We start from the raw sequence: 26,374 nt of genomic DNA, 5'->3' as shown, positions 1-26,374 counted from the left end.
GAGAAATGAAAATGGGAAATAGTAATATAAAAGTAAGTATCATTATGCCAGTATATAAGGTAGAAGAATATGTGGGAAAAGCTATTGAGAGTATTCAAGCACAAACATTAAAAGAATGGGAATTTTTAATTGTGGATGATGGAACACCAGATAAAAGTGGTGAGATTTGTGATGCCTATGCTGAAAAAGATGAAAGAATTCATGTTATTCATAAAGAAAATGGTGGTGCTCCAAGTGCCAGAAACATGGCGATTGAAATGGCGAAAGGAGAGTATTTCTATTTTCTTGATTCTGATGATTGGGCAGAACCAACTATGTTAGAAGATATGTATAATCTTGCGAAACGTGATAATGCACAACTTGTTGTGGCTGGATTTTATATTGATACATTTATTGGGAATGGTCAGTTTATGACTGATAATTATGTAGTAGAAGATGCGGTTTATCCAAATAAAGAAACTTTTAGAAGAAATGCTTATAAGTTATTTGATAAAAATCTTTTATATACACCATGGAATAAGTTATTTGAAGCAAAATATGTTATGGAAAATAATTTGCGTTTTCCAACAACATTTTGGGATGATTTTCCATTTAATGTTAGTGTAGTAAGAAATGTAGAAAGAGTTACGGTGACTTCTAAACAGTATTATCATTTCCTTAGAGCACGAACAGAGTCTGAAACAGCAGCATATAGACCAGGTATGTATGAGAAACGTGAGGAAGAACATGGATGGATGGTAAACTTGTATAAGGAATGGAAAGTTGGCGGTCCTGAGAGTATGGAAATGATTGCTAGACGTTATATGGAACGTTTTGTGGGTTGTGTAGAAAATATTACAAATCCAAAATGTGATATGACAGCGAAAGAAAAGAAAAAAGAAATTAAGAAAATGTTGAAAAATCCAAGAATTAATGAAATGGGTAAATTAGCAAAACCTCGTTCTTTATATATGAAAATATTATTATTGCCAATTAAATGGCATTGTACATTCCTCACTTATTTAGAGGCAAAAACAATTACTTATGTAAAGACGAAAAACACAAAATTATTTACCAAATTAAAGGTGGGAAGATAATGGAAAATTCAAAACCATTTTTTAGTATTGTAATGCCTATTTATAATGTGGAAAAACATTTGCATCAGGCAATCAATAGTTTATTACATCAGACATTTCGAGAGTATGAAATTATTTTGGTGGATGACTGTTCTCCAGATAAATGTCCTGAAATATGCGATGACTATGCTGAAAAATATCAAAATGTATACGTGATTCATCATAAGGAAAACCAAGGACTGAGTTATACAAGAAATACTGGTATGAAAGTGGCGACAGGAAAATATATTTGGTTCATGGATTCTGATGATTATGTAGACTCGAGTTTATTAGAAAAGGTGCATTTTTCACTAAAAAAAAATGAAGCAGAAATTGTTGTAATAGGATTAGTAGAAGAATATTATGACAATAACGACAAATTACATCACAACCAGATTGTTTGTCATGAGGAAAAATTCTTTTACACTAAAGAGGAAGTTAGAAATGAAATTATGGTCTTGGAAAAAGAAACCTTATATGGTTATGCTTGGAATAAATTTTATTCCTTAGAATATTTAAAAAAAATAGGAATAAAATTTGAAAAGGTTACTTTAATAGAAGATATTTTATTCAACGTGCAATATTGTATGGATATTCAAAGTATGAATATATTGGATTTGCCAGCCTACCATTACAACAAAAGAATGGATAACAGTTTAACTGCAAAGTTTGTACCAGATTATTATGAATTACATCAAAAAAGAATAGAATTGTTATATGAACAACATAAATATTGGGGAATTTGTACAGAAGAAAAGAAGGCTGTTTTAGCAACACTCTATGCACGGTATATTTTTTCTGCCTTACAACGTAATTGTGATAGGCGAGCAAATATGAAAAGTAGAGATAGATTGGAGTGGATTTCAAACGTAATGCAAAAAGAAATCTACAAAGAGGTTATTCCATATGGAAAAGGCGAAAGTAAAGTAATGAAAATAATGATGTCTATGTTAAAAACAGAAAGAAAAACTGCATGCATTTTACTTGGACGAATTATTTATATTGTGAAAAATAAATTACCGATGTTTTTTTCAAAAGTGAAACAAAAAAGGTAAAAAGATGGAAAAAAATGAAAGAGTAATTTATTATGATTTACTAAATAGCGTTGCGAGTTTTTGTGTTATTGCGATGCATTGTAATTGGATAGTACATCGATATAATGGGTCTTTTGCGTGGAAACAAAGTTTGCTTGTAGATGTATTAGGTTATTGGGCGGTTCCTATTTTTTTATGTTGTCTGGTGCTACTTTAATGGAATATCCTCAAAAATATAGCACAAAAGTATTTTTAAAAAGAAGGTTCAAAAAGACGGTAGTTCCATTTGTTGTATGGAGTGGAATAGCATTTATATATGCAATATGGAATGGTTCAATAAATATTTTGGATTTTACAGTGGAAAAATTTTTGGATATGTTTTTAACAACAAAATTTATGGGGATATATTGGTTTTTTATTCCATTATTTATGGTATATTTAAGTATTCCGGTATTGGCATATTTAGCAATGACAGAGAAAAAGTATCTTTGGTACATGGGAAGTTTGGGGTTTGTTTCTTATTCAATTTATCCGTTTTTTTGTAATTTATTTGGTATTAGGCAGAACGGGTTTTTGTTTTTTCCGTTGACAAGTGGATATGTTTTTTTGCTATAATAGGGTATTTACTTTCTACTACAGAGTTTTCGCAAAAAATGAGATATGTTATTTATGGGATTGGTTGCACAAGTGCTTTGATACAGTATCTAGGAACTAGTTATTTATCTATGAATATAGGAAAAGAAAGTATGCTTTTTAGAGAATATTTAAATTGGCCATCAGTGTTGTATTCGATTTCTGTTTTTGTATGGTTTAAATATAGGAAATGGAATAAAATTAAACAGAAAAAAATTTTTAAGTTTATTCAAGAACTTTCGAAAACATCGTTTGGTATTTATCTAGTTCATATGTATGTAATTAATTTTATATGTGAAAAGTATAGTATTAATGGAGAGTCAATTGTTTGGAGAATAGGTGGACCATTCTTGATATATAGTGTCTCTTTTATTTTAATCGAATGTATGCAAAAAATACCAATAATAAAGAAAATTGTTCCGTAGTTTTATTAAAATGTTGAAATAAAGTTTTAGTAGGAGAAGTCTATCACTGTATGATGCATATAATTAAGAAAGGAGAATACATATGAAAAAAAGAGGTGCTGCTATTTTAATTGCTTTATGCTTAGTTATGAGTGGAACTTATCATGTAATAAGTCGTGCATCAGATCAAACAATAAGAAATGTGGCAGAAAAAAAAGAACAAAACAATACACAAAAAGGAGAACAAAATAATTTTTCTGAAAAATTAGTAGAAGAAAATATAATAAAAAGTGAAGATGGACAAGTTGATAAATTTCATGGAGAAAAAGTAGTTGATGAAATGAATGTTTCTATCATGGATAAAGAGGGAGATATTAGTTATATTGATATATCAAAGGATAAAACAGAGGTGAAAACAAAAGTTGTTGAGAAAACGATTACCTCTCAAATTGTCAATTTAAGAAAACAACCAGGAGTTCTTGAGTATACAGAAGAAGAAACAGGAGCAAGTGGTTATACAGTTGGAGCTTATGGGGCAGATGCAGCGTATCTTGGTATGAGTGGGAATAATGTTAAATTTATGCTTGGAGGAGTTATTGGAATTATACCAAAAGATAAGGTGCAGATAGTTAATAAGTCAAGTGCAAAATCAGTTAGTCATTATTCTGTGTCTAATGGTAGATTATATCATTATATTTCTACCAATGTAAATGAATCAAGTTATGGAAGTACAATTGATAATGGACCAGCTCCACCATATTTGAAAAATGGTGTTAGGTATTATAGCTATGATGGACATTATTTTTATGGAGAGAATGATTTTGAAAATATGTTAAATGATTACAATAATGGAAGAAGAAATTATTCCGTTAATAAAAATAATCCGTTTTATAATTATTTTCAGTATTTGCCTTTAAGAAGTCAATCTAGTTACAGTGAAAATGTATTTAATAGCATTATTAATAGTAGGGTTTCATCAGCGTCAAAAATGAAAAATACTGGTAAAGATTTTGTGGAATATCAGAATACATATGGTGTAAATGCTTTGTTAGTAGCAGGAATAGCTGGAAATGAAAGCTCCTGGGGGACGAGCAATATCTGTGTAACAAAAAATAATTTATTTGGTTTAAATGCAATTGATGTATCACCAGGGGAAAGTGCAAACTATTTTTCGAGTGTTAATCAGTGTATCGGAGAATTTTCTGAAAAGTGGATGTCGAAGGAATACCTTAATCCAGTTAACTGGAAATATTTTGGTGGATTTTTAGGGAATAAAGCAAGTGGAATAAATGTGAAATATGCATCAGATCCATATTGGGGAGAAAAAGCAGCATCAGGAGCTTGGCATTTGGATTCAAAAGGTGGTAATAGAGATGCTAATAAGTATAGTATTGGTATAAAAGATACTATCGGACCTCAAAATAGAGTAAATGTCAGAAGAGATAACAATATATCTTCAACTGCATTTTATAAAACGCCAAAACAAGGCAATATAGCATGTCTTATATTAGATAATGTGTCTACAAATAAATTCTATAAAATTCAAAGTGATGCAGTGTTAAATACTAATAGAACAGCTGTTGATAAATTTAGTGGGAAATATAATTTTGAGAACATGTATGCTTATATTAGTTCTGATTATGTTCAAGTTATTTCAAGGGGAAAAGAAAATACAGAAAGTTGGAACATAGAAGATATTGTGTTTGACGTACCATCACCACAATTATTTAATTCTAATATAATAATAACACCGATAATATCAGGAGAAGTATCTGGATTAGAGTATAAATATGTTTGGCAGAAGAATGATTGGGCAGAATGGGGGATTTTACGTGGCTTTTCACAAAATCAAAATGTGAATTGGAAACCGACTTCAGGTGGATTATATACATTGATAGTTGATGTGAAAGATAGTAGTGGTAGAATTCTTTCCTTTTCAAAAGAATATGAGATAAAAGATTGGAGGTTTTCCAAAATAATTGCAAATTTGCAATCTCCACAGCCAGTGAATACCATGATTAATATAGAGACTATTTGTGAAGGGAATATTTCTAAATTACAGTATAAATATGTATGGGAGAGAAATGATTGGGAAGAATGGGGAGTTTTGCGAGAGTTTTCTTCGAAAAAAAGTACTGTTTGGAAACCACAAAGTCCAGGAAAATATAAAATTCATGTTGATATTATGGATGAAAAAGGATATGTGAAAAAATCAGAATTAAACTATCAAATTATAAATAGAGATTGGGAATTAGAGCAAATATCAATAGATAAAACATCGCCTATAGAAGTAGGAGATATCCTTACAATTATTCCTCGAATTAAAAACGAAAATACTAAATTACAGTATAAATATGTATGGGAGAGAAATGATTGGGAAGAATGGGGAGTTCTTCAAGGACCATCAAATGAAAATCAAGCAAAATGGACGGCAAGTAAGCCAGGAAAATATAAAATTCATGTAGATGTGATAGATAGTGTTAGCGGGAAAATAGCAAAAAAATATGTAGAAATTAAAGTGAATCCACAGCAATGGGGAATAAAAGGGTTTGAGACTTCTATAAAAAGTCCACAGAAACTTGGAAAAACAATCGAAATCACAACAGAGATAAAGGGAAATAAATCTGGATTACAATATAAGTATGTATGGGAAAAAGACGATTGGAAAGAATGGGGAGTTTTAAGAAACTTTTCTACTATTCCAAATGTAAAGTGGAAACCTGAAAAGGAAGGAAAATATAAAATCCATGTAGATGTTTTAGATACTTCAGGAAAGACAATTAAGGAAGCGTTGGATTATAAAATTGAAGAAAAGTGGAAGTTGACCTCAATTAAAACAGATAAAACATCACCTATAGAAGTAGGGGATAGTGTTATAATTATGCCGCAAATTAATGGTGAAAGTATTGATGTGCAGTATAAATATGTGTGGGAGAGAAATGATTGGGAAGAATGGGGAGTTCTTCAGGGACCATCAAATGAAAATCAAGTAAAATGGACGGCAAATAAACCTGGAAATTACAAAATCCATGTAGATGTAATAGATGATGTTACTGGAAAAATACAAAAAAAATATGTAGAAATCAAAGTGAATATACAGAAATGGGAAATAAAAGGGTTTAAGACTTCTATAAAAAGTCCGCAAGAACTTGGAAAAATAATCGAAATCACAACAGAGATAAAGGGGAATAAATCAGGATTACAATATAAGTATGTATGGGAAAAGGACAATTGGAAAGAATGGGGAACTTTAAGAAACTTTTCTACTGCTCCTAATGTGAAGTGGAAACCTGAGAAAAAGGGAAATTATAGAATACATATCGACGTTTTGGATTCATCTGGTAAGATTCTTAAAGCAGATTTTCCATATATTATAAAGTAAATTAAGGCCTAGAAAAAAGTTTATTGTGAATCTGGGTTAACAGTTTTGGGGATTCTTGGAATCCCCTTTTATTATGAGGTTTAGGTCGATAATAGGGAGGATTATTTTAAATCCAACTCCATTTTGAATAAGATATATAAGTTGAATTAAAACAAGTTTAATGCTATAATGAGAAACAGTTTTGAAAGTGTAGATATATAATATTCAAAATTAAGATAAGTATATTATAAAATTAGAAAATAAGAGGGAAAAAGATGCATAGTAGAAAAAAAACTTTAATGAAAAATACATTAATGTTGTATTTGCTAAGATTTTCAACATATTTTTTCAGTTTTATAACTGTCCCATATCAAACAAGAATTATGGGAAAAGAAATTTATGGTAAAATAGGACTTGCGACAGCACTTATGATGTATTTTCAATTATTTTTGGATTTTGGATTTCTTTTATCAGGAACAGAAGAAGTTGCAAAGAATAAAGATGACAAGAAAAAAATATGTGAAATTTTCAGTTCTATAATAGTATTGAAAGTTATTTTTTCAATACTTTCAGTTATAGGATTATATGTTGTTTGTAGTATATTCACACAATATGAAAAAGATAAAACACTATATATGTTATTTTTGGCACAGGCTATAGTTTCTTCATTTTTGCCAGATTACTTATATAGGGGATTAGAAGATATGTCCATGGTAACATATAGAACAGTGTTTGTAAAAGCCTTATTTACAGCTTTAATCTTTGTGTTTTTAAAAAAACCAGAAGATTATTTATGTGTGCCTATTATTTTGACTATTGGGGAATTTTGTGCAGTGACATGGTCATGGGTTGATTTGAAATTGCGATACAAAATATGTTTAGTAAATACGACTAGACAAACGGTATGGAAATATTTGAAGAAATCGAGTCAATTCTTTTTATCAAGAATAGCTTCAACATTATATACTGCAACGAACACAGTTATATTGGGATACATAGATCCTATAGGTGGGACGGTTGGATTGTATACGGCGGCAAATAAATTAATTACAACAGGACAATCAGCATTAGCTCCAATATCAGATAGTATGTATCCATATATGATTAAGAATAAAGATTTTAAATTAGTAAAAAAAATACTAAGTATAAGTATGCCGATTATATGTGGAGGAGTTTTAATTATAGCAATTTGGGCAGAACCTTTTTGCACACTGATTTTTGGAAAGGGATTTGAAGGAACGGGTAAAATTTTGAGAGCAATGTTGCCGATAGCGATACTAACATTGCCAGATTATATTTTAGGATTTCCAACTTTAGGAGCCATGGGTAAATCAAAACATGCAAATATTTCAATTTATGTTAGTGCTGGAATACATGCTATTAATTTAAGTTTATTTCTTGTCGCAGGAAAATTAAATGCAGTAACACTAGCATGGTTAACATCTGTTGCGGTTTTTGTAGAAGTTTTATATCGCTTGGTAATTGTGTTAAAAAATAGAAAAGAATTTCAGAAAGGTGAAAATAATGGGGAAAATTAAAAGATATATTGGAAAATTTCTCAGACAATATATGATGGGAGTATATAGATATTATGAAAGAATATACTGGTTTATTGTTGAGAAGAGAAAAAAGAAAGGATTACGTAAATTAGGATATGATTATTTAAAAAAAATTAATGAAAACTTAGAAAAAAGTGGTTTTCAATATTTTATAACATACGGAACACTTCTAGGAATTATACGAGAAGGGCAGTTTATGGGACATGACAATGATATAGATATGGGAATAATTTATGATGATAACTTTTCGTGGGACAAGTTAGAAGAAGCATTGAAACAAATAGGAATGAGTAAAAAGCATCAATTTACTATGGAGGGGAAAATAACAGAACAGACATATATATATGGAAAGTTAAGTGTTGATTTTTTTATGTATGAACAATTTGATGATAATCATCAAGTTTCATATGTCTACTTTAGACAAGAAACAGAACGGTATGAAGAAGGTGTCTTTGAAGTAGCACGTCATATAACAAAGAAAATCGAAGGACTAAAGAAAATTGAGACATCTAAAGGTGCGTTTTCTGTGCCAGAAAATGCAGAAGACTTTTTGGAGGAAGTATATGGAAAGGACTGGAGAGTTCCACAACCAGACTGGAAACCAAAAAGAGATATTGTTCAGGGAAAATATGGATATCTTGAAAAATAGTTTATTATGGAAAAGATAATAATAAGCAATACATTTCTTGTAGAGAAATATAAAAAATGTTATAATAGTAAAAATTATAATAATAAAAATGTGTAAGGAGATTTTGTTATGGCAAATATTAAACCTTTTTGTAGCGTTCGTCCAAACAAAGCTTTGGCGAAAGAGATTGCGGCACTTCCATATGATGTATATAACCGGGAAGAAGCTAAACAGGTAGTAGAAAAAAATCCGAAATCATTTTTGAAAATAGATAGAGCAGAAACGCAATTTGATGACGATTTTGATATGTATAGCGAGGAAGTATATCAAAAAGCACATGATACATTAATGGAAATGTTGGATGCTGGAGAATTTGTAAAAGATGAAGAACAATGTTTTTATGTATATGAATTGATTATGAATGGGAGATCACAGACAGGAATTGTAGCTTGTGCTTCTGTAGATGATTATATGAATAACATTATCATGAAACACGAGAATACAAGAGAAGACAAAGAACAAGATCGTATTCATCATGTAGATACTTGTAATGCACAGACAGGTCCTATTTTCCTTACTTATCGTTCAAATAAGGAGATAAATAATATTGTTTCAGAAAAGAAAAGAGAGGAACCTTTGTACGATTTTGTTGCTGAAGATGGAATTTCACATCGTGTTTGGAAAATTAGTACAATAGAGGAAGTAGAGAAAGTATCACAGCTTTTTGCTGAAATACCACATATTTACATAGCGGATGGTCATCATAGAGCGGCGTCAGCGGTAAAAGTTGGATTGAAACGAAGAAATGAAAATCCTAATTATACAGGGAATGAAGAATTTAACTATTTCTTATCTGTACTTTTTCCTGACGAAGAACTTATGGTTATGGATTATAATCGAGTAGTAGAAGATTTGAATGGATATACAGAAGAAACATTTTTAGAGGCATTAAAAAAAGACTTTTCTATTTCTATTCAGGGAAAAGAAACATATGCACCTAAGAAAAAAGGTGAAATGGGCATGTTTTTAGGAGATAATTGGTATTCTCTTACTTTTGCAGGTGAAATATCAGAAAATCCAGTTGAATCTTTGGACGTATCTATTTTACAAAACAAAGTATTAGAGCCATTGTTGAATATAAAAGATCCTAAAACAGATAAAAGAATAAAATTTATTGGAGGAATCCGAGGATTAAAGGCGTTAGAAGAGCAAACAAAAGATGGTGTAGCATTTTCAATGTATCCTACTTCTATGCAAGAGCTTTTTGCTGTATCTGATGCAGGACTTCTTATGCCACCTAAATCAACATGGTTTGAACCTAAATTAAGAAGTGGATTATTTATTCATCAAATTTAGTTGTAAGGATAAGAGAAAGGAAGATAAGATGCAAGCGATTATTTTAGCAGCAGGAATGGGAAAACGTTTAAAAGAGCTAACAAGTAATGCGACAAAGTGTATGGTTGAAGTAAACGGGGTAACAATGATTGAACGAATGTTATCACAATTAGATGCACTAAAGTTGAACCGAATAGTAGTAGTGGTAGGATATGAAGGAAAAAAATTGATGGAATACATCGGAAGTTTGAACATATCTACACCAATCGAATATGTAGATAATGATATTTATTATAAAACAAATAATATTTATTCATTATATATGGCAAAGGATTATTTGGTACAGGATGATACATTATTGTTAGAATCAGATTTGATTTTTGAAGATTCAATATTGCAACGGTTATTAGACAATCCCTATCCAAGTCTTGCATTAGTTGCAAAGTTTGAAAGTTGGATGGATGGAACTGTAGTTACATTAGATGAAGAGGATAATATTAAAAACTTTTTAGGAAAGAAAGACTTTGTTTTTGAAGATATTCCGAATTATTATAAGACAGTTAATATCTATAAGTTTAGTAAAGAATTTTCTAATAGCCATTATGTTCCATTCTTGGAAGCATATAGCAAAGCTTTAGGAAATAATGAATACTATGAACAAGTTTTAAAAGTAATTACCTTGTTAGATAAGCCAGAAATTAAGGCAGAACGTTTAGGACATGAATCATGGTATGAAATTGATGATGTACAAGATTTGAATATTGCAGAGTCTATTTTTGCTACAAAAGAGGAAAAATTAAATAAATTTAACAGAAGATTTGGTGGATATTGGAGATATCCTCAGTTGATTGATTTCTGTTATTTAGTAAATCCATTTTATCCTAATCAAAAACTTATGGATGAAATTAAAGCAAATTTTGAAAGATTATTATGTGATTATCCTTCGGGAATGGAGGTTAATAGTCTTTTGGGAGCAAAATACTATGGACTACATAAAGAACAGGTTTGTGTTGGAAATGGTGCTGCAGAATTAATTAAATCTTTAATGGAAAATCTTGAAGGAAAAGTGGGAATGATTTATCCTACATTTGAAGAGTATCCTCATCGTAAAAATGAAGAGGATATTGTACCATATTGGATTGAAAGCAAAGATTTCAGATATTCTGCTGATGATTTGATGAATTTCTATGAAGATAAGGATATTCAAATTCTTGTATTAATTAATCCAGATAACCCTTCAGGAAATTATATTCAAAAACAGGATGTATTAAGGGTTGCAGAGTGGGCTCAAAAGAAAAATATTAAATTCGTTGTAGATGAATCTTTCGTAGATTTTGCGGAGACAGAAGAAAGTTCTACATTATTAGAAGAAGAAATTATAACAGAATACAATAATTTGATTGTAGTAAAAAGTATTTCTAAATCTTTCGGAGTTCCAGGATTAAGATTAGGTATTTTAGCAACGAATGATTTACAACTTATTGCTGATATGAAGAAAGATGTTGCTATTTGGAATATTAATTCATTTGCGGAATTTTATATGCAAATATTTGAAAAGTATAAATCAAATTATGAAGAAGCGTTGGATAAATTCAAACAAGTTCGTAGAGAATATGAAGAGATGTTAAATCAGATTGAATATTTAAGAGTGATACCATCTCAGGCAAACTATTTGATGTGTGAACTTACAGGACAAATGACAAGTAGAGAGTTAACGGAAATTTTATTGAATGAATATAATATATTGATAAAGGACTTATCATCTAAAAATGGATTTTCAGGAAAATCTTATATTAGGGTTGCAGTAAAAAGACCGGAAGAAAACTTGAAATTGGTTGGAGCAATTAAAGAAGTATTGAGGTAATATATGAATATATGTATTTTAGGTGGAGGCAATATTGGTACAGTGCTATTAGCTGATATTGCCGCAAAAAAGGTGCATACAGTAAATTTATATACTGGGAGACCAGAACGATGGGAAAAAATAATTAGAATTACAGATGTAGAAAATAATGAAGTAATTGAAAGTGAAATTGATTCAATCTCAAATGATTTAAAAATTTTGGAAGAGGCAGACATGATTTTATCAACTTTGCCATCGAATATTTTTAAAGAAATGTCAAAAGATATTATTTCTCATATTAAAAAAGGAACTTTTTTAGGGTTTATACCAGGAAGTGGTGGTTGCGAATTTTGTTGTAAAGAATTGTTAAATAAGGGGTGCACACTTTTTGGCTTTCAAAGAGTGCATAGTATTGCACGAATTCATGAGTATGGGAAAGAAGTTTATGTAACTAGTAGAAAAAAAGAAATCCAAATAGGGACTATTCCATCGGAAAAATCAGAAGCGGTTTGTGAAATAATTTCGGATTTACTTAATATGCCTTGTAGATCTTTGGAAAATTATATGTGTGTTACGTTGACACCTTCTAACCCCATTCTTCATACGAGCCGATTATATGCAATGTTTAAAGAATACCAAGATGGTATGATTTATGACAGAAACAGTTTGTTTTATGAGGAATGGACAGACGAAAGTTCACGAGTTATGATTGGGTTAGATGAGGAATTACAAAGAATTTGTGATTCGTATGATGAATTGGACTTGCGAGAAGTTAAATCTTTGAAAGAACATTATGAATCTAACACAGTGGAAAAAATGACAGAAAAAATTCGAAGTATACAGGCATTTAAAGGAATTGTTTCACCGATGCAAAAAGTCGAAGATGGATATATACCAGATAAAAAGTCAAGATATTTTAAAGAAGACTTTTTATTTGGGCTTTGTATCATAAAATCTTTTGGAAAAATTGCAAATGTCAGAACACCAATTATTGATGAAGTCTTAAGTTGGTATGAAAAATTTGCAAATGTAGAATTTTTTATAAATGGAAAATTTGAAGGGAAAGATTTGCAATTAGCCAATCTTCCACAAAACTATGGAATAAATACAAAAAAAGAGGTATATGAATTTTATTCTAAAAATAAGATATAAAACTGTTATTTTAATGGGACAAGATATTGAAATCTTGTCCTGTTTTTAGATAAAATTAATTTATTGGATACTTTAAGTTGTAATCACCTTCCAGATAGTGTATAATATCTGACGTATATCTAAACATAAGAAAAAAGAGGTAAATATATGGCAAAGAATGGATCGTTAAGTCCAAAGGAAAAGAGAGTTGCAAGAAGTAGACGAAGAAGAAAAAGACAAAAAAATTGGTTCCTTAAATTGAGTATAGGAAAAAGAATAGCTATTTGCTTTTTGGGGGTAATGATTTGTCTTATTGCAACAGGGGTTGTATATGTATCAGCAAAATTAAATAAATTAAATACGGTGAAAATTCCTAAACAAGATATTGTTGTAAACGATTTAGCAGATTATGTAGGGGAAGGATTTACTAATTTTGCACTTTTAGGCAGTGATTCGAGAGCGGCTGGAGATGATGTAGGAACGAGGACAGATTGCATTATTGTAGCTAGTTTAAATAATAAAACAAGAGAAGTGAAAATGGTGTCTGTGTATAGAGATACTATTTTAGATTTATCAGAAGGAACATTAAATAAATGTAACGGAGCATATAGTCAAGGTGGTGCAAAACAAGCAATTGATATGCTTAATATGAATTTGGATCTTGAGATTAAGGACTATATAACAGTTGATTTTGCGGCTATTTCAGATGTGATTGATTTACTTGGAGGCGTAGAAATCGAAGTTAATGAAGTCGAATTACCGTATTTGAATAAATTTTTAGGTGAGACTGCTCAGGTTGCAGGAAAGAAAGCGAATCCAGTAACAAAAGCAGGATTACAAACATTAGATGGTGTACAAGCAACTACATATGCAAGAATACGTTCAACAAAAGGTGGAGATTTTAAAAGAGCAGAACGTCAAAGATATGTTATTGAAAAGATGGTAGAGAAAGCGTTAAGAGCAGATTTGGCTACAATTAATAAAATTATTGATACGGTATTGCCAAAAATAAAGACTAGTCTTTCTGCAACAGAGATTTTAAATTATGCAAAATCTTTCAACAAATATACTCTGGGAGATAATATCGGATTTCCAACAGATAAAACAACAGATACATTGCCAGGTTTAGGAAGTATAGTTATTCCTGTTACATTAAAGGATAATGTAACAGAGTTACATAAATTCTTATATGGAGAAGAAAATTACGAACCTTCATCAAAAGTAAAATCTATTAGTAGAAAAATAGAGAGAAAAGTTGGAGAAAGAGTGGCTGATCCAGAAACACAGTGGCAAAGTCCAAGTGATAAAAAAATGAATGGAAGTGTTGCGAAACCAGAACAAAATGTGGAAGCGCAACCGCAAATTCAGACTAACTAAAAAATAATAAAAAAGATTGTGTTTAACACAATCTTTTTGTGCTATCAGGGAAACATAAAAATAAAAAGGGGAGCGAAGTTATGTCAGAAAATGAAAAAGCAAGAGAATTACAACGACGGGCAAAACAAAGGAAAAGAAAAAGACGAAAAATCAAAAGAGTGATTTTTTTAGTCTCAGAAATTCTCATTTTATTAGTACTGTGTGGAGCAGCATATGTTATGGCAACTTATGATAAGTTTCAGACAGTAACTTTTAGTAAAGAGGATATTCGATCAAACAAAGGAGTAAAACAAGAGGGGTATATGACGGTAGCGTTGTTTGGTGGAGATTCGAGAAATGGAGATTTAGAGAAAGGTGCGCATACAGATACAATTATTTTAGCATCGATTCATCATGATACAAAAGAAGTACGTTTAGCATCTGTTTATAGAGATACATTAACAGAGCAGGTGAATGGAAAAGTTCAAAAGGTAAATTATGCATATTTTGCAGGAGGACCTAAAGATGCCATTAATGTATTGAATAAAAATTTCGATTTGGATATTCAAAATTATGTGACAGTTGATTTTAAAGCTTTGGCAGATGTGATTGATTTGCTTGGAGGAATAGAATTAGAAGTGACAGACCAAGAAGCAAAAGAAGTGAATAATTACATTGATGAGACAGGTACAGTTGCTGAAAAGAAAGCAACACATTTGACACACGGTGGAACGTTGAAGTTAGATGGAGTACAAGCTGTGACTTATGCAAGAATTCGTAAAAATGTAGGTGGTGATTATAAACGTGCAGAGCGTCAACAGAAAGTTATTACTAAAGTTGTAGAAAAAGCGAAAACAATGAAGATAAAAACAATAAATAAGATTATAAATAAAGTGTTTCCTAAAATTTCTACAAATTTCTCTTTGTCGGATATAATAAGTTTAGCGAAAGGTGCTTTTGATTATCAATTAACGGAAACAACAGGTTTTCCTATGGAAGCTATGAATGGAAGAGTAGATAAAGTTGGAAGTGTTATTATTCCTGTTGGAGTAACAGAAAATGTAGAGGAATTACAGAAATTCTTATATCCAAAAGAGGAGAAGAAAGAAGTTTCGGATACAGTTAAATCTATAGAGAAAAAAATTGAAATGATTACAGGGATTACAAGGGATAAACTAAATGATCCCAAAGCAGATATTTCAAAAAGTAAACACGGTGTAGCAGGAGAAGAAAAAAAGTAGACATTTTTATGAAAAAAGTGTATTATAGACAATATGATGTTTGTTGGAGTAAGCACTTTAACAATACTATATAATACAAGGATAACTATATTAGTGGAGGAAAAGTACATGAAGATAATGAAGAAAATAGCGGCATTTATGCTAGCATTTTGCTTAACTGTTCCGATGTATTCAGTGATGAGTTATGCTGCATCAGGAATAGTATCGTTTACTGATTTGCAGACAAAGACGGGAGAGACTGTAGAGGTAGCTTGTGCATTGAGAGCTGGGAGCGGTTCGCTAGAAACTTTTAATGCTACGTTGAAGTATGACCCTTCATTACTCTCTTTTAAAGAAGGAAATGGCGTAACAAAAGAATCAGATGGTGTATTGAAGTTCTCGGGAAAAGGCGATGGAAGTAACAAGATTCGTTTTACAATGAAATTTCAAGCATTAAAAGTAGGTACAGCTAAAATCGAAGTAACAGATTCTACTGGAACAGTAACTGGTGGAGAGAAAGTTGAGTGTGAAAATGGAACTTCAACAATTCAGATTGCAGAGGGAACAACACCCCCAGCAGAACCAGAACAGCCAGCAGGAGACAATAAAGAAGAAACAAATCAAAATGGTATCACAATTGGCGATAAATCTTATAAGTTTTCAGAAGAATTTGCACCTACAAGTATTCCGGTAGGATTTGTAGAAACAAAATTACCATACGATGGTGGAGAACGAAAATTTGTACGCCAAGAAAATGGAAGTATTACTTTGGGATATTTGGTTGATGCAGAAGGAAAAGGGGATTTCTTCTTATATAATGAGGATGATGCAACATTTTCTCCTTATGTACAAGTAACGGTATCACCATCTACCTCAATTGTTTTGTTGGAAAAAAGTAAAGAAGTGAAAGTGCCAGAAGGTTATCGAAAAGTAAAATTGACTGTAAACAATCATGAATTTCCAGCTTGGCAAGATAAAAAGCACGAAGGGTTTTATCTTGTATATGCTATGGACAGTCATGGAGAAAAAGGATTTTATCAGTATGATGCAAATCAAGGTTCTTATCAAAAATATATTACACAACAAATTGGTGCTGTAAATCAAGATTCTTCTAAAGTGAGTAAATTAAATAATTTTATTATAGGAAATCTTTCTATGATAATTTTATGTACAGGATTAGGAATTTTATTATTAATTATCATTATTATTGTGTTGTCAGTAAAACTTCGCCATCGTAATTTGGAGTTAGATGATTTATATGAAGAATATGATATTGACGAAAAAGAATTAAGTAATGAAGAAGATGAAGAAGAGGCTTCTTTTATTGAAGAAAATGAACTTGAGGATACAATTGTAGAAGAAGATGATCAGGAAGAAAATGATTTCTTCGAAGACGATTTTGAAGAGAGATTTACAAAGGAAGACGATTTTGATTCAGAAGATTTAGATGAAGATGATTTTGAAGAAGAATTTGACGATTTGGATGATTTTGAAGATTTTGATTTTGATGATGATGATGAAGATGACTTTGATATAAACTTTGTTGATTTGGATTAATGAAAAAATTGAAGCGTAAGTGATATGTCTCTGTTAAGTAGAGGGGGAACATATCTAAAATAAAGCATAGAAACGATCACACATTTGTGTGGTCGTTTTACTATGTACGCCCTTTTTCATTTTCCAAAATAGTGAATAATTCAAAAAAATTTTAATGAATAAACACAGTTTAAACACAAATTCTTTTTACAATAATATCCATAGAGAAGAAAAGGAAGGAGTCGGAAAGATATGGACAATGATTATAAATTAGGAGATGAAAATGAAGAAATACAGGAAAGAACAAAGGAAGAGGTAAATTTTGTTTTGCAAGAACCTCAGGAAGAAGAGAGAACTACATCATCTACTGAACCGATGCAAGAAACTATAAAAGAAAATAAAAAGAGTGCCAATTTGAAACAAGAATCACATATTGGAGAAAATTATCAGATGGGAGGAAATGTTCCACCAAGAACTACTGTACCACCTACACAACCAAAAGCGAAGAAGAAAAGCAAAAATAAAGGTTGGATGAAAGTGGCTGCTTGTGTAGGTCTTGCTGTTTTATTTGGTGTAGTGGCAAGTGGAACATACCAAGCAAGTAACTTTGTTGTGGATAGATTACTTGGAAGACATCGTGTGGTACCTCGTGAAACAACGCAGGTGAATACAACAAAGATAAATGGATCAACTAAGACGGTAACATCAGATGTTACAGAGATTGTAAAAGAGGCAATGCCTTCGGTTGTATCTATTACAAATATGAGTGTACAAGAAGTACAAAGTTTCTTTGGTGGTACTCAAAAGCAAGAAAGTCAAAGTAGTGGTTCTGGAATTATTATTGGCAAGAATGATGCAGAGTTATTAGTTGTAACCAATAATCATGTGATTGAAAATAGCACAAGCCTTACGGTTTCATTTATTGACAATGAAAGTGTGGAAGGGGTTGTGAAAGGAACGGATGCTAGTAGAGATGTTGCTGTTGTTGCTGTTCCGTTAAATAAAATTAAAAGTGAGACATTAGAGAAAATTTCTATTGCAGCAGTAGGCGATTCTTCTAAATTAAACGTTGGAGAACCTGCAATTGCTATAGGAAATGCATTGGGATATGGACAGTCTGTTACAACAGGAATTATTAGTGCGACAGAAAGAGAATTGGAAGGATTTAAAGGGAAACTAATTCAAACAGATGCAGCAATTAATCCTGGTAATAGTGGTGGCGCATTGTTGAATGCAAATGGAGAAGTAATTGGAATTAATACAGTGAAGATTAATGCTGAGGCTGTAGAAGGAATTGGATATGCTATACCACTTTCTGATATTAGAGGGTTATTGGAAAATTTAATGAATAAAGAGACAAGAACGAAAGTACCAGAGGCACAAAGAGGATATTTAGGAATTACAGGATTTGATGTAACAGAAGAAAGCGCTAAAATGTACAATATGGCAAAAGGTGTCTATGTTTCAGAAGTAATTAAAGGTGGAGGAGCAGATAGAGTAGGGGTTATTAAAGGAAGTATTATCACAGGATTTGAAGGTGTGGGAATTGATACAATGCAAGTTTTACAAGAACAACTTCAATATTATAGAATTGGAGAGAAAGTAAAAGTAACCTTGCAAGTACCTGCAGATAAGGGAACATATAAAGAAGAAACGGTTACAATTGTTTTAGGGAAAAGACAATAGGTAATGAAAAAATGAGTAGACGATATGAAAATTGGCGTGCTACTGATCAAGGAGACAATTAAAAAGATAAAAATTTTATGTTGCTCAGCATATGCTGGGCAACATTTTTATGTAGTTAAAAGTTACTTTTTGAGATTCATTATACTTCATAAATTTTTTTCTCATAAAATGAGGTCTGTTTTTCGGGATTATATCTTGACGGAATGAACATATAGTGATAATATGAAGATACCCCATAGGGGTATTGAAAGGATGTGAAAAGGTGAGGACAGAAAAATATACAATTAGTGGAATGAGTTGTGCAGCCTGCAGTAGTGCGGTAGAACGAGTGACTAGAAAAATGGACGGTGTTCAGGAAAGTAATGTGAATTTAACTACAGGAAAAATGACAATTACTTATGATGATACGATGGTGACACGAGATGCTATTATCACAAAAGTAGAGAAAGCAGGTTTTGGTGCGGAATTAGACGTGGAAAAGAGCAAGGAAGAAAAACGACATGAAAAAGAAGAATTACAAGAAAATATTAGACAAACAAAACATCGTTTGATTACAAATGTGATTTTAGCGATTCCGTTGCTTTATATTTCCATGGGACATATGATTCCGATAACTTTGCCACTACCTAAATGGCTTGATATGGCAGAAAATCCATTGAATTTTGCGCTGGCCCAGTTGATTCTAACAGTTATTATTCTTTTTAATGGAAGAAAATTTTATCTTGTCGGTTTTAAAAGTTTATTCAAAGGAAATCCGAACATGGACTCTCTTGTTGCAATAGGAACAGGAAGTGCTTTTTTGTATAGTCTTGTTATGACAATTCGAATTCCACAGAATGTTTCTAGTGTGCACAATTTGTATTACGAATCAGCGGCGATTGTTGTTACGCTTGTTATGGTTGGAAAATACATGGAAGGTAGAAGTAAAGGAAAAACGTCAGAGGCAATACGAAAATTAATGGAATTGGCTCCAGATAAAGCAATAGTTTTAAGAAATGGAAATCAAGTAGAAGTGCCTGTAGAGGAAATTAAAACGGGTGAATTGATTTTGGTAAAACCAGGGAATAAAATTGCCTTAGATGGTGTTATTGTTGAAGGAAATACGACAGTAGATGAGTCTATGTTAACTGGAGAAAGTATCCCTGTAGAAAAAGAAAAAGGAATGACTGTGATTGGTGGTAGCATAAACTATCAAGGGGCAATTCAAGTAGAAGTAACTCGTGTAGGAGAAGAAACAACTCTTGCCAAAATCGTTAAACTAATGGAAGAAGCTCAAGGAAAGAAAGCACCTATTTCTAAATTGGCAGATATTGTAGCAGGATACTTTGTGCCGACTGTAATGGCAATTGCTGTAGTTTCAGCAATTATTTGGGCAATTTTAGGGCATGATTTAGCTTTTGTATTAACTATTTTTGTTTCAGTGTTAGTTATTGCTTGTCCATGTGCGTTAGGTCTTGCTACACCTACTGCGATTATGGTGGGAACGGGACTTGGAGCAAATCACGGAATTTTGATTAAGAGTGGAGAAGCCTTGGAAACGACTCATAAGATAGATACAGTTGTTTTGGATAAAACAGGAACAATTACAGAAGGAAAACCAAAAGTGATGGATGTTTTTGGAGATAAAGCAGATGAAGAATTATTACAAATAGCAGCTTCTTGTGAGCAACATTCAGAGCATCCGCTTGGGCAGGCCATCGTGGAGGAAGCCAAAGAAAAAGGTTTACAATTGAAAAATCCAGAAGCTTTCAACAGCATTACAGGAAAAGGAATAGAAGCAATTCTCGATGGAGTGAAATACTATATTGGAAATAAAAAACTTTGTGAAGAATTGGAAATCGATCTTGGTGACAATGAAATAGAAGCACAGAAAATGGCAAAAAAAGGGCAGACACCAATGTTTGTTATTGCTGATGGAATAATTATAGGAATCATTAGTGTAGCTGATCCGATTAAATCTACAAGTAAAGAAGCTATTGCAGAATTACAAAGTTTAGGAATCACAGTCTACATGCTTACAGGAGATAATCGTTTGACTGCTGATTATATTGGAGAAAAGGTAGGAGTAGATAAAGTTGTATCAGAAGTTCTTCCACAAGATAAAGTAAGTGTTGTGGAAGAGTTGCAAAAAGAAGGAAAACGTGTCATGATGGTAGGAGATGGAATTAACGATGCTCCAGCTCTTGTACAAGCGGATGTGGGTATGGCGATTGGAAGTGGAAGCGATATTGCTTTAGATTCAAGTGATATTGTTTTGATGAAATCAGATTTGCAAGATGTTTATAAAGCGATCCGTTTAAGCAAGGAAACAATTCGAAATATTAAGCAAAATTTGTTTTGGGCATTTTTCTATAACGCTTGTGGCCTTCCGCTTGCAGCAGGCGCATTGTATTTAATTAATGGTACATTGTTGAATCCGATTTTTGCTGGTCTTGCTATGTCGCTTAGTTCTGTATCAGTTGTTGGGAATGCGTTGAGACTTCGTAGATTGAAATTGTAGTGTTTTACAGAGGGAGAAAAATTAATGGAAAACAATTGCTGTGATAGAACAAAGCATAGAGAAGCAAAAGAGTATAAAGATTTACTCAATAGGTTAAGCAGGATTGAGGGACAAGTGAGAGGAATACGTAAAATGGTGGAAGAGGAACGATATTGCGTAGATATTTTGACACAAGTTTCAGCTATACAGTCTGCATTGAATAGTTTTAATAAAAAACTTTTAGCTTCCCATATTCACTCTTGTGTAGTGCATGATATTCAAGAAGGAAGAGAAGAAGCAATTGACGAATTGTGTGAAATTATTCAAAAATTAATGAAATAATAGGAGGAAAAGGATATGACAGTAATTAAGGTAGAAGGAATGCATTGTGAGAAATGTGTAGAAAGAATTTCAAAAGCGATGAGTAAAGCTGGGTTAGAGTACAAGGTGAATTTGTCGGACAAGAATGTTCAAATTGATGGTTGTGAACATTGTGTAAAAACAGCTATGGAAATTCTAGATGATTTAGGGTTTGATGGAGAGATTGAGGCGTAATTAAATGAATGCTAAAAAGAGTATTATAGCAGGAATTTGCATGATCTGTATATTGTGTACAGGAAAAACAGGGACAGTTTGGGCAACCGAAACTGTCCCTAAAGTGTATGAAAATGTTTTGCAAAATGAAAAATATATAGAAGTTTCTTTGGGAAAATGTTATTTAGGACAAAAGATTTTTTATGATCTTCCGAATAAAAAAACATTTATACAACCATTTGACGAACAAAAACAGATGATTTTGCGAGATGGCGAAAAAGCAAAAATTTATTACGGAAAATATAGGGGGAGTGAAAAGTATGACAATTTCCGATTTGTATCCTCTATGCTTGATATAGAATTTTTCTTTGAACCATTTTTAGCTTTAGAGATTACAAAAGAAAAAATTGAAGAGGAAAATTTTTATGTTCATATAGAGGAAGCGCAAGAAGTAGAATATTTTTCCGAACTGTTAATTTTTGCAGAGGTATTAAATAGTGACGAAGTAGATATGGATTCTGTAGATATTTTGTTTGATGAAAAATACAGACCAGTACAAATTCAATTTCATTTTCAATCAACAGTTTTAACAGAAGCACAAGTGGAATATTTAGAACAGGAAATGACACAGCAATATAAGTATATTTCAGAAGAAGAAATGGAAAATAAAATGTTGGCAGTTGAAGAAAAAATGAGTTATGTTGTGCCAGAAAAAGAGATTACGATAGAAGATTATATAACAGAGTTACCTAATATTTTACGGACAAGAAATAAATATCTTATGCAATGTCTTCTTTATCAAGGAAAGGAACTAAAGGAGAAATATTGTTGGGATAAAAATGCAGTATTTGCATATTTGGAAGCAGTAGATACAAAATTCAATCTATTTGGATCGAATGGATATGAAGTTGAAAGTGTTACAGAAGAAGAGTATTTGCAAGAAATTGAACAAATTTATGCATCTGCTCATTGTGTGGGCTCAGATGTATATACATATATGTTTGAAGAAAGTAAAATTTCCCCAAAGAAAAAGGTATTGCTTGTTATTGAACAAATGGGAGGGTATTTGGATGAAAACGGAATGCTTCAATTTGGTGAGGGGGATAGGTTTGCACCAGAAATGGCACCACACTCCGTTTTTTTAGAAGAATATGCGAAATGTGTCAGAAAAGCATATATGAAAAAAAGTTTAGATAATGAAATGATACACCAATTTAGAATGTACATAGATGAACATAATATTGCGTATGTACGAGGGTATTATGAAGGAAAAACGGATTATGAACGGTTAAAAGCTTATGCCCAAAATTTCAATATGAAGTTGTATTATGATGAACCTTCAAGACATCATAATAAAAAAGAAAAGAAAGAGGAATTTAAAAAACAAAAATATGATAAAATATTGACGCCAAATAAATTGTCCGAATTTATTGTAGATGTGGAAACAGGTAGTTTTGTAACAGAGTGGGATGTTTTGATGAAAACGGGCAATAACCAAGTGCAAAGCAAAGTAACATCGTATGAAAATATGGAAAAATCACAAAAAAAGAAGGTGGTTAATAGCGAATCCTTTAATTATGCACCTGCAGATTATGATGACGCCCATTATAGACTAGATGTTTTCCCAGCAACACCTGCAGACAAAAGGAAGAAGACATATTTAGAAAATGATTTAAAAAAGAGTTTGAAGAAAATATGGAAAAGTCCAACAAGAATAGAATATAAAGAAAAGTATAAATCCCCAAAAGATTATTTGAAATAAAGGAGAAAATATGAAAAAAATAGTAATGTTAGGTATGGTACTTGGCATATCATTTTTTACAATAGCCTGTCAGAAGGACAGAGTAGATTCGGAAAAAATAAATGATATTTTTAAGAAGGAAGAGTATGTTAAAATAGAGTTGGGTGAGAACTATCACCAATCTATAGTATTATTTGCGTTACAAGATGAAAAAGCTGTTATTCCAAAAGGAGTGAAGTGGGGACTTCCGAAATATAGAGCAAAAAATACAATTGGTGTAAGCTTTGGGGAAGAAGGAGTGGAAACCTATAAGGCAGATGGAGAAATGTACCCAGAGTTATACGCAAAATCATATCTATCCTCTATTAGCCGATTGAATTTAACTGTAAAAGAAGTGAAAGATAGTAATTACCATATTAAGGTTGCAGATAAAAAACAGTTGGAATGGTTTGAAAAAGAATTATATACAATGTCTACTATGGTAATAGGAGATTCTTATGAATTATCAGGAGTTAGTATTGAATTTGATCAGCAATACCGTCCTATCAAGAAGATATTTCAACTAAAGAAAAAGGATACAACTATGTTAGGAAAAGAAGAAAAGGAGAGTATAAATTGTACACAAAAGTTTTCTTATAAGATTGGAATGATGGAATTTAATCGACAATTTAGACGAGTGAAAAAAATGATTGAAAAAAATTAAAAAAACACTTGCATTTTTCTCTTGGAAATGATATTATAAATCCTGCTTGAAACAAATAATATATAGCGGGGTGTGGCTCAGCTTGGCTAGAGCGCCTGGTTTGGGACCAGGAGGTCGCAGGTTCGAATCCTGTCACCCCGATTTTGCGGGTGTAGTTCAATGGTAGAACACTAGCCTTCCAAGCTAGATACGTGGGTTCGATTCCCATCACCCGCTTTTTATTTTTGAGAATGCTATCTGATGAAGATGGCATTTTTTTATATGGACTTTAGTCTGTTTTGCCCATTGGAGTTTTTCGTTGATCCGAAAAATGGAGATGGGCGAAACAATAATCCACCCGCTATGCGGGTGCGCGTCGATTGTTATACAAAAAAATTACCTTTCCGTGTACAATAAAGTTGTTCAGGCTATATTGTAGAAAGGAAAGGTAATTTATGGCGAAGAAAGAATATTCACTCGCACATACAAAATGGATGTGCAAATATCATATCGTCTTCACACCAAAGTATAGACGAAAAGTAATTTATAATCAATATAAAGCGGACATCAGAGATATTATAAAACAATTGTGAAGTTATAAAGGTGTTGAAATAATTGAAGGCCATCTGATGCCAGATCATATTCATATGTTAGTAAGTATTCCACCGAGGATAAGCGTATCTTCATTTATGGGATATCTAAAAGGTAAAAGTGCACTTATGATATTTGATAAACACGCAAATTTAAAGTGTAAATTTGGAAATCGTCATTTCTGGGCGGAGGGATATTATGTTAGTACAGTCGGATTAAATGAGGCAACAATAAAAAAATATATCCAAGAACAGGAAAAGCATGATATTGCAATGGATAAATTAAGTGTAAAAGAATATGAAGACCCTTTTAAGGGGTAATGCCAAGTAGTAACAATACCCCTTAAGGGGTAGCGACGAGTCAAGAGCAATATGGCTTGAACGGAGTTGTGGGAAGGCTGTGTAAACAGAATTCCCATAGCCGAAAGAGAAAGCCAACGCCTTGAGACGCTGGCCTAGTAACAAGGGCTTATAGCCCTAGAGCAAACCACCCGTTGGACGGGGAGTCATGATTTTCAGAAAAATGTTTAAAATATAATTGGTTTGTTATATTATATATAATATACAGTAGATAATTATGAAACTCACTTAAAGCAAAGAAAAATTCTGCAAAGACAACCGCAAAAAGATGTGTTTGCAATCTCTTTCTATTACGATTCTATTTTATATGTAGGTAGTCTTATAAGGAAAATAGAAATTTTGAATACGAGTTGCCAATTATCTAAAAAGTCATTAGAATATAAATTACGAGAAAGGAATGATACTAATAATGAAAAAACAAGAGTGTAAATTAGTACAAGATTTATTGCCATTGTATATTGAAGATGTTTTGGGTGAAGAGAGTAAACAATATGTTGAACAACATTTAAATGAATGTGATGAATGTCAACTTACAAGGAATAAAAAGGGAAAGAGAGTTGAGTGTAGAACAATTGATAAAGCTAAGTGTGATGATAAGAGTGTTTTAAAATATATTGCAAAAATTATGGCATGGTATATGATATGTCCGCTTGTGGTAATTCTAATTATTGTTTTAGGTGGAGAAATATATCTTAAATATTATGAAGGAATATTGATTCTTTTTGCATTATGTTGTATTGGTTCGGAGGTATTCCATAAAAGTACTTGGTGGGATCCGGAATGCATACAATTACAAGAGGAAATACGACAAGAAGAAAAGAGAAAATTTGGGAAATTTTACATAAGACCAATTTTAATTGGATTACCAGCGATATTAACAATCTTAATATTAAATATTCCGAAGATTATTCAGTATATTTCGATGATGCTGTAAAATTGATATAGAAATAAACTTGAGGGAAGATTATAAGAGGCAACATAAATTTTGGAGTTGTTGACAAACTAAAGGAAAAAGTGTATTCCATGTAGTATAATGAAGGGCTCTAAGTAAATAGTTGGGGTGGGATTTTAAAATCCTGCCCCATTGTTGTCTTTGAGATTGTTATATCTATTTAGGATGAGCTTTCTGTTTCGATTATAATTGCTCAACAAGAAAAGAGTAATTTTC

The 26,374-nt window shown here is 31.8% G+C and carries 20 protein-coding genes, 2 tRNA genes and 1 pseudogene; all 23 read left to right on the top strand.

The genetic code is table 11. The features are described from left to right. The first annotated feature begins 11 nt into the window (after window positions 1-11). The 23 genes and pseudogenes from ACY2U7_RS08230 (at window position 12) to ACY2U7_RS08120 (ending at window position 26,140) form a co-directional block, all read left to right on the top strand. Window positions 12-1,076 carry a glycosyltransferase family 2 protein gene (locus ACY2U7_RS08230; RefSeq protein ID WP_461816220.1) on the top strand — a complete coding sequence of 355 codons (1,065 nt, stop codon included), beginning with the start codon at window positions 12-14 and terminating at the stop codon, window positions 1,074-1,076. Next, window positions 1,076-2,149: a glycosyltransferase family 2 protein gene (locus ACY2U7_RS08225; RefSeq protein ID WP_461816219.1), complete on the top strand. Its 1,074-nt coding sequence runs from the start codon at window positions 1,076-1,078 to the stop codon at window positions 2,147-2,149. The genes ACY2U7_RS08230 and ACY2U7_RS08225 overlap by 1 nt, the downstream gene beginning before the upstream one ends. 174 nt (window positions 2,150-2,323) lie before the next feature. Next, window positions 2,324-2,743, top strand: coding sequence for an acyltransferase family protein (locus tag ACY2U7_RS08220; RefSeq protein ID WP_461816250.1), 420 nt, complete (start codon window positions 2,324-2,326; stop codon window positions 2,741-2,743). Then, a complete protein-coding gene (locus ACY2U7_RS08215; RefSeq protein WP_461816249.1) occupies window positions 2,725-3,186 on the top strand; it encodes an acyltransferase family protein in 462 nt (153 codons plus the stop codon). Before ACY2U7_RS08220 ends, ACY2U7_RS08215 begins: the two co-directional genes overlap by 19 nt. 82 nt (window positions 3,187-3,268) lie before the next feature. After that, entirely contained in the window at window positions 3,269-6,547 is a 3,279-nt protein-coding gene (locus ACY2U7_RS08210; protein WP_461816218.1) for a triple tyrosine motif-containing protein, read from the top strand. 254 nt (window positions 6,548-6,801) lie between these two features. Continuing rightward, the gene (locus ACY2U7_RS08205; RefSeq protein ID WP_461816217.1) at window positions 6,802-8,064 is read left to right on the top strand and encodes an oligosaccharide flippase family protein; all 1,263 of its coding nucleotides are present in this window, start codon (window positions 6,802-6,804) and stop codon (window positions 8,062-8,064) included. Beyond that, window positions 8,051-8,734, top strand: a complete 684-nt coding sequence (locus tag ACY2U7_RS08200; RefSeq protein ID WP_461816216.1) for a LicD family protein — start codon at window positions 8,051-8,053, stop codon at window positions 8,732-8,734. The genes ACY2U7_RS08205 and ACY2U7_RS08200 overlap by 14 nt, the downstream gene beginning before the upstream one ends. Before the next feature lie 108 nt (window positions 8,735-8,842). Then, on the top strand, window positions 8,843-10,069 hold the full coding sequence (locus ACY2U7_RS08195) for a DUF1015 domain-containing protein (protein ID WP_461816215.1): 1,227 nt from the start codon (window positions 8,843-8,845) through the stop codon (window positions 10,067-10,069). Window positions 10,070-10,097: 28 nt separating this feature from the next. Further along, window positions 10,098-11,912 carry an aminotransferase class I/II-fold pyridoxal phosphate-dependent enzyme gene (locus ACY2U7_RS08190; RefSeq protein WP_461816214.1) on the top strand — a complete coding sequence of 605 codons (1,815 nt, stop codon included), beginning with the start codon at window positions 10,098-10,100 and terminating at the stop codon, window positions 11,910-11,912. Between the two features lie 3 nt (window positions 11,913-11,915). Further along, window positions 11,916-13,043 carry an NAD/NADP octopine/nopaline dehydrogenase family protein gene (locus ACY2U7_RS08185; protein ID WP_461816213.1) on the top strand — a complete coding sequence of 376 codons (1,128 nt, stop codon included), beginning with the start codon at window positions 11,916-11,918 and terminating at the stop codon, window positions 13,041-13,043. Window positions 13,044-13,190: 147 nt separating this feature from the next. Further along, window positions 13,191-14,399: an LCP family protein gene (locus tag ACY2U7_RS08180; RefSeq protein WP_461816212.1), complete on the top strand. Its 1,209-nt coding sequence runs from the start codon at window positions 13,191-13,193 to the stop codon at window positions 14,397-14,399. Window positions 14,400-14,479: 80 nt separating this feature from the next. Beyond that, window positions 14,480-15,619, top strand: coding sequence for an LCP family protein (locus tag ACY2U7_RS08175; protein ID WP_461811880.1), 1,140 nt, complete (start codon window positions 14,480-14,482; stop codon window positions 15,617-15,619). A 108-nt stretch (window positions 15,620-15,727) separates the two neighbouring features. Further along, window positions 15,728-17,155 carry a cohesin domain-containing protein gene (locus ACY2U7_RS08170; RefSeq protein ID WP_461811881.1) on the top strand — a complete coding sequence of 476 codons (1,428 nt, stop codon included), beginning with the start codon at window positions 15,728-15,730 and terminating at the stop codon, window positions 17,153-17,155. Between the two features lie 429 nt (window positions 17,156-17,584). Next, complete coding sequence (locus ACY2U7_RS08165; RefSeq protein ID WP_461811888.1) at window positions 17,585-18,820, top strand: S1C family serine protease; 1,236 nt, start codon at window positions 17,585-17,587, stop codon at window positions 18,818-18,820. Window positions 18,821-19,082: 262 nt separating this feature from the next. Beyond that, the gene (locus tag ACY2U7_RS08160) at window positions 19,083-21,320 is read left to right on the top strand and encodes a heavy metal translocating P-type ATPase (protein WP_461811882.1); all 2,238 of its coding nucleotides are present in this window, start codon (window positions 19,083-19,085) and stop codon (window positions 21,318-21,320) included. A 24-nt stretch (window positions 21,321-21,344) separates the two neighbouring features. Beyond that, window positions 21,345-21,641 (top strand): metal-sensing transcriptional repressor, encoded by a 297-nt coding sequence (locus ACY2U7_RS08155; protein WP_461811883.1) that lies wholly within the window; start codon window positions 21,345-21,347, stop codon window positions 21,639-21,641. 15 nt (window positions 21,642-21,656) lie between these two features. Further along, window positions 21,657-21,854 carry a heavy-metal-associated domain-containing protein gene (locus ACY2U7_RS08150; RefSeq protein WP_461811884.1) on the top strand — a complete coding sequence of 66 codons (198 nt, stop codon included), beginning with the start codon at window positions 21,657-21,659 and terminating at the stop codon, window positions 21,852-21,854. A gap of 4 nt (window positions 21,855-21,858) precedes the next feature. Continuing rightward, window positions 21,859-23,595, top strand: coding sequence for a DUF3114 domain-containing protein (locus ACY2U7_RS08145; RefSeq protein WP_461811885.1), 1,737 nt, complete (start codon window positions 21,859-21,861; stop codon window positions 23,593-23,595). A 10-nt stretch (window positions 23,596-23,605) separates the two neighbouring features. After that, window positions 23,606-24,277 (top strand): hypothetical protein, encoded by a 672-nt coding sequence (locus tag ACY2U7_RS08140; protein WP_461811886.1) that lies wholly within the window; start codon window positions 23,606-23,608, stop codon window positions 24,275-24,277. A 66-nt stretch (window positions 24,278-24,343) separates the two neighbouring features. Next, window positions 24,344-24,418: transfer RNA gene (locus ACY2U7_RS08135), tRNA-Pro, on the top strand. Between the two features lie 4 nt (window positions 24,419-24,422). Continuing rightward, window positions 24,423-24,493: transfer RNA gene (locus ACY2U7_RS08130), tRNA-Gly, on the top strand. Between the two features lie 218 nt (window positions 24,494-24,711). Next, a pseudogene (gene tnpA / locus ACY2U7_RS08125) lies at window positions 24,712-25,167 on the top strand (IS200/IS605 family transposase). Between the two features lie 448 nt (window positions 25,168-25,615). Beyond that, window positions 25,616-26,140 (top strand): zf-HC2 domain-containing protein, encoded by a 525-nt coding sequence (locus tag ACY2U7_RS08120; RefSeq protein ID WP_461812124.1) that lies wholly within the window; start codon window positions 25,616-25,618, stop codon window positions 26,138-26,140. Window positions 26,141-26,374: the final 234 nt, after the last annotated feature.

Source organism: Faecalimonas sp. (genome assembly GCA_029264305.1).
Classification (GTDB): domain Bacteria; phylum Bacillota; class Clostridia; order Lachnospirales; family Lachnospiraceae; genus Faecalimonas.
This window is presented reverse-complemented; position numbering and strand designations above follow the sequence as displayed.

Excerpts from the sequence above, each read along its gene's own strand:
- ACY2U7_RS08230 (WP_461816220.1), top strand. The coding sequence starts at position 12 with ATGGGAAATAGTAATATAAAAGTAAGTATCATTATGCCAGTATATAAG.
- ACY2U7_RS08225 (WP_461816219.1), top strand. The coding sequence starts at position 1,076 with ATGGAAAATTCAAAACCATTTTTTAGTATTGTAATGCCTATTTATAAT.
- ACY2U7_RS08220 (WP_461816250.1), top strand. The coding sequence starts at position 2,324 with ATGTTGTCTGGTGCTACTTTAATGGAATATCCTCAAAAATATAGCACA.
- ACY2U7_RS08210 (WP_461816218.1), top strand. The coding sequence starts at position 3,269 with ATGAAAAAAAGAGGTGCTGCTATTTTAATTGCTTTATGCTTAGTTATG.
- ACY2U7_RS08205 (WP_461816217.1), top strand. The coding sequence starts at position 6,802 with ATGCATAGTAGAAAAAAAACTTTAATGAAAAATACATTAATGTTGTAT.
- ACY2U7_RS08200 (WP_461816216.1), top strand. The coding sequence starts at position 8,051 with ATGGGGAAAATTAAAAGATATATTGGAAAATTTCTCAGACAATATATG.
- ACY2U7_RS08195 (WP_461816215.1), top strand. The coding sequence starts at position 8,843 with ATGGCAAATATTAAACCTTTTTGTAGCGTTCGTCCAAACAAAGCTTTG.
- ACY2U7_RS08190 (WP_461816214.1), top strand. The coding sequence starts at position 10,098 with ATGCAAGCGATTATTTTAGCAGCAGGAATGGGAAAACGTTTAAAAGAG.
- ACY2U7_RS08185 (WP_461816213.1), top strand. The coding sequence starts at position 11,916 with ATGAATATATGTATTTTAGGTGGAGGCAATATTGGTACAGTGCTATTA.
- ACY2U7_RS08180 (WP_461816212.1), top strand. The coding sequence starts at position 13,191 with ATGGCAAAGAATGGATCGTTAAGTCCAAAGGAAAAGAGAGTTGCAAGA.
- ACY2U7_RS08175 (WP_461811880.1), top strand. The coding sequence starts at position 14,480 with ATGTCAGAAAATGAAAAAGCAAGAGAATTACAACGACGGGCAAAACAA.
- ACY2U7_RS08170 (WP_461811881.1), top strand. The coding sequence starts at position 15,728 with ATGAAGATAATGAAGAAAATAGCGGCATTTATGCTAGCATTTTGCTTA.
- ACY2U7_RS08165 (WP_461811888.1), top strand. The coding sequence starts at position 17,585 with ATGGGAGGAAATGTTCCACCAAGAACTACTGTACCACCTACACAACCA.
- ACY2U7_RS08155 (WP_461811883.1), top strand. The coding sequence starts at position 21,345 with ATGGAAAACAATTGCTGTGATAGAACAAAGCATAGAGAAGCAAAAGAG.
- ACY2U7_RS08150 (WP_461811884.1), top strand. The coding sequence starts at position 21,657 with ATGACAGTAATTAAGGTAGAAGGAATGCATTGTGAGAAATGTGTAGAA.
- ACY2U7_RS08145 (WP_461811885.1), top strand. The coding sequence starts at position 21,859 with ATGAATGCTAAAAAGAGTATTATAGCAGGAATTTGCATGATCTGTATA.
- ACY2U7_RS08140 (WP_461811886.1), top strand. The coding sequence starts at position 23,606 with ATGAAAAAAATAGTAATGTTAGGTATGGTACTTGGCATATCATTTTTT.
- ACY2U7_RS08120 (WP_461812124.1), top strand. The coding sequence starts at position 25,616 with ATGAAAAAACAAGAGTGTAAATTAGTACAAGATTTATTGCCATTGTAT.